Raw genomic sequence first — 4,229 nt, 5'->3', positions numbered from 1 at the left:
CCCTGCGTAAACGCTGGATTGTTGTCAATTACATCAGTTTCCTGTTCAATACACCTTCGATGCTGCTGCTGATTGGTCTGTCGGACAGCTATGGCATAAATATGTTCTATTCTATTCTGACCTTCGCCATGTACCTGGGAATTACGCTGTGGTACCCGTTCAAGTACCGGACCAAGCTGTCATGGTGGGATTTCGCGCTGCTCGCCTGCAACACAATGGCCAGCTGTTTAATCCTGTATGTACTGTTCCTGGATGCGGGGCTTGGTGCGTACAAAGGAGCGCTTGCCCTCGCCTTTTGCCTGCTGTATCTGGGACTCGGCCGTCTGCTGGAGAAGATAATGGCGCAGGAAAAAGAGAGCATGCTGCTCTTCTATGCCACTTCGCTCACCTTCGCCGTGCTGATGATTCCGTTCCAGCTGGGCACCGTCTGGTGGTCGATCGGCTGGTTGGTTGAGGCGGTTGTGCTGACGGTTTACGGCCATCTGCAGCGCTTCAAAGCGATCGAACGGATCGGCTGGGGCATCCTGCTGCTCTCTTTGGCCCTCTTCTTCAGCATCGATGTGCTAGTGCAGTCTTCATCTGCCTACTCTGTGATCATCTACGACAATCCGTATTTTGCGCTAAAATACACCTTCATCACAGCAGGGATGCTCGTTGTCGCTCTCTTATACGCAATCCGCCATTCCCGGCGGGAGATTCTGCTTGCCAGCTCCCCTGCCGAGGTTCAGGCCGGTATCTGGTTCAAATATGCAGCTCTGGTGAACACTTATGCTTATATCCTCTATGAATCGCTGCATCTGTATGACCTGTATGTACCGGAGGATTTCACCCGTGCCACGTTCTACAGACTGCTGCTGTCGGCCCTGCTGACGTTAGGGCTGGCCTATGCGCTGCCGAAAATCAAAGTGCTCTATGATGCCACCGTGGGATACATGGTTTATTTTCTGTATGCGATCGGTTATGTCATCTGTCTTGCACTCACTGTCGGACAGCATAGCCTTAAAGCTAACTTTTCCGATAATACGGCCGCCGATTATGCCGCACTCGGGCTGCTGATCCTCTTCAATCTGTTCGTCTGGCAGAGCGGCGGGCGTCTGCTGAAGGCACTGCTGAAGCGTGAATACAACAATGAGGAGCTGTATCCGGTGGTGATGGGCGTATATCTGCTGGCAATTATCACGGCATTCCTTGGGGTACAGCTGCGGCAGAATGATGGCGGTCTCGTCTTCAGTCTCACTTATCTGCTGCTCGCGGTGCTGTTCATCATGTTCGGCTTCCGCCGCAGATATGTGTACATCCGGCGGTTTGGTCTGGCCCTGTCGCTGCTGGCTACCGGCAAGCTGCTGCTCTATGATCTGACGCTGCTGAATACCGGCAGCAAGATCATCGCCTATTTCAGCTTCGGCCTCTGCCTGCTGGGCATTTCGTATCTCTATCAGCGGGTATCGGCCAGAATGGAGGAAGTTTATGCAGAGGAGAAACAGGATTCTCCACAAGATTAGTACTACGCTTCTGTTGCTTGGTTCTTTAAACCTGTTCTCCCCCGGACAGCCGCTGTCTGCCCCAGCTGAAGGGAGCGCCGGCCAGGCATGGCGGTACTCGAAGCAGATTGTGATCCCCGGGCAGGCAGCCTACTATGAACTTTATCTTGATCCTGAGGTATACAGGGGTGCGGCAGAGGATCTGCGCGATCTGCGGATCGTAGACAATACGGGCAAGTATGTTCCCTTCTACAGGGAGAGCGGAGAAGAACGCCCGGAGGAACATAACACAACCTACTCCTCTACGCTGGTTCACAGCGCGAAGAAGGACGGGAACACTCTTTTTGATTACAAGATTACACCGCTGGCTGAGAACGCTGATATCCAAGGCAACCGGCTGGAATTCAAGCTTCCGGCTGAGGACTTCCTGCTTCACGTACAACTGCTTGGCAGCTATGACGGCGTTGTCTGGGAGCCTTTAGCCAAGAGTGATCTGTACGCCGTAGATGGGCGTGAACAGAATAGCATCGACCTAGGCAGCACTTATAAATTCAGCTATTACCGACTGGTGGCAGAGAAGAATGTTGCGAATCTGCAGTTTCCTGCTCTGACCCTGCAGCATAGCAACCGGGTAATCAAGGCTGAACTCTTTAAGCAGCAGCAAGAAGCAGAGTATGAGATGCAGGAAGAAGACAAACGCACCGAGATTATCATTCACAATGATGACCGGCTGAGAATCTCCGGGCTGCTGCTGGAGAGCAGCGGCAGCTTCACCCGCCGGTTCGAGCTTTATGACGGCGAAGGCGGATTAATTCCCGTAACAGGCAGCGGGGAATTGTACCGGCTGGATTTCAAGGATACGGAGATTGCCTCCATTGCAATTGTTCCTGTGAAGGCTTCGTCCGCGTCCATGCTGCGGATCGTCATCCATAATCAGGATGATGCGCCAATTGCGCTGTCCGGGCTGAAGCTGGAATACCTGCTGGACCGGCTCGTTTTTGCAGTTGACGGGGCGCAGCCTTACCGCTTGCTCTACGGGAATGCCGAGGCGGCTGCGCCGCAGTATGATATTGTGAACTTCAAGGACTATATCGCCGGAGAAGATAGACCGCTTGCCAGGCTTGGGGCGGCAGAGCTCCAGCAGGCGCCTGAAGCGGCCATTGCGCACAGCAGCTGGTTTCAGAGCAGATTGGGATTCAATATCGTGATTATTGCCGTTTCACTGCTGCTGATCCTCTTCCTGGCCCGAAAGCTGGGCCGGAAGTAGGCAAAGCTCTTGTGAGGGCGAATCAGGTTAAATTCAATAATATTAAAAAGAACAGCGATCCTCCGCTCATTGGAGAATCGCTGTTCTGCTTGTTTGGAATTGCACCCCTCCCCAATTAATAAGTCGTACAAAAATGCAGCAAATCCGGCTGGGCCGGGACTGCTGCTTTAAGTAACCTTTCGATAACCATTTGGCCAAAATTTCAGACAAACAAAACGGATGCCGCCCCAATCGGGCAAACATCGTTTTTTGCGTATAGAGAATCGAGGGTGTATTCAGGTTAAACAGGCTAATCTCTCCATGTCAGCTGGCAGCAAGGTATGCCAGCAAACCGGCGACCCGTTCATCTTTCACACCAATAAGTGACGGCCGAGCCTGGACCAGCGGCTGCGCCTTACTCAGCCATGACGCTGTCTCTTCCAGGCCAATATCAGCGTGTTCATCGAACCAGCCCGGGCTCAGAAAAGGCATGACCAGCTCCGCCTGGTGCAGCTCGCCCCAATACCAGGCCCCGGGATCACTCCTGCGGATCTGCCCGGTCAGATCCGGCCATGGGATGCAGCCGGTTCCGGCAGGGCATAACGCCCGGGCCAGTCCGCTGCCGCTCCACAGCAGTTGCGCGTCATCCACATGCACCTGGCTGATCCGTCCGGCCAGCCGCCCGGCGGCCGCCAGCGGATTCTCCATCCGCACAATCAGATTCACCGGATCAAAGGCGGCGGCAAACACTTCAGGCTCAAGTCCATCCAGCAGGCGCGCAACCTCCCATGAGGTGATCTCCTGATGCGTCTTAATCAGAATACGCGAGCCGATGGAGCGGACATCAGGCTGAATCCGGCGCAGCAGGGAGGCAACCGCCCTAAGCTGCTCGCTCCATTCCAGCGTGCGGTTGAAGCGGTCGTATTCCGTACCGACGACCAGCATCACCTCGTGCTGGCCGAGCCACCGGGCGGCTTCGATCAGCCTGAGCAGGCCAAGCGCCAGATCACCGCCGCCTGCCTCCAGCGCCTCTACGGAACGGCCCGGCTGATATGGATTGAGCATGCCTGCGGAGATGCCCAGAACGATCCCCGCCTGCTTGGCGAACTGCCCCGCCTCTTCCAGCTCCTTCCGGTCCAGCTCCGGACTGATACTGGCGGGCGAACCCAGATATAGGCCGTCAAAGCCCCTGTCTGCCGCTTCCTGAATCCCCGCCCGCACAGGAATTGCAGGAGCAAACAGCTCTTTGGCAAAAATGCCGCGGCGTCCGGCCGGAATCTCAGACATGGGAAGGCGCCTGCTCCCGCTGAATACCGAGCTCCCGGCACAGTCCATCTATATAGAGCCGGGAGGCAATCACCGCCTGGACTGCCTCCTCTTCTTCGAACCGTTCTGCGTTCAGTGTCTGCCAGCTTTTGGCCTGTCCGCTGCTTATCCGCTCCGAATAATTCCGCGCCAGCTCATAATAAGCGGCGAAATCTTCGCGCGTCAGATCCGGATGG

The 4,229-nt window shown here is 55.4% G+C and carries 4 protein-coding genes; 2 read left to right on the top strand and 2 right to left on the bottom strand.

Annotation, left to right across the window (positions count from 1 at the left end; genetic code table 11):
* Together AQR02_RS33475 and AQR02_RS03585 are read left to right on the top strand one after the other, a co-directional pair.
* A partial coding sequence (locus AQR02_RS33475; protein WP_245237075.1) for a DUF2339 domain-containing protein occupies positions 1-1,502 on the top strand: 1,502 nt, incomplete at its 5' end.
* Positions 1,468-2,748, top strand: a complete 1,281-nt coding sequence (locus tag AQR02_RS03585; RefSeq protein ID WP_054939427.1) for a DUF3999 family protein — start codon at positions 1,468-1,470, stop codon at positions 2,746-2,748. The genes AQR02_RS33475 and AQR02_RS03585, both read left to right, overlap by 35 nt.
* A 303-nt stretch (positions 2,749-3,051) precedes the next feature.
* On the opposite strand, the gene AQR02_RS03580 is transcribed toward AQR02_RS03585, so the two are convergent.
* Entirely contained in the window at positions 3,052-4,014 is a 963-nt protein-coding gene (locus tag AQR02_RS03580; RefSeq protein WP_054939426.1) for a sugar phosphate isomerase/epimerase family protein, read from the bottom strand.
* Positions 4,007-4,229 (bottom strand): hypothetical protein (locus AQR02_RS32985; RefSeq protein WP_209444120.1); only part of this gene is annotated, 223 nt, incomplete at its 5' end. The genes AQR02_RS03580 and AQR02_RS32985, both read right to left, overlap by 8 nt.

It is taken from the genome of Paenibacillus ihuae (genome assembly GCF_001368795.1).
Taxonomy (GTDB): domain Bacteria; phylum Bacillota; class Bacilli; order Paenibacillales; family Paenibacillaceae; genus Paenibacillus_AQ; species Paenibacillus_AQ ihuae.
The sequence above is the reverse complement of the archived record's forward strand: the minus strand, read 5'-3'. Positions and strand labels throughout refer to the sequence as shown.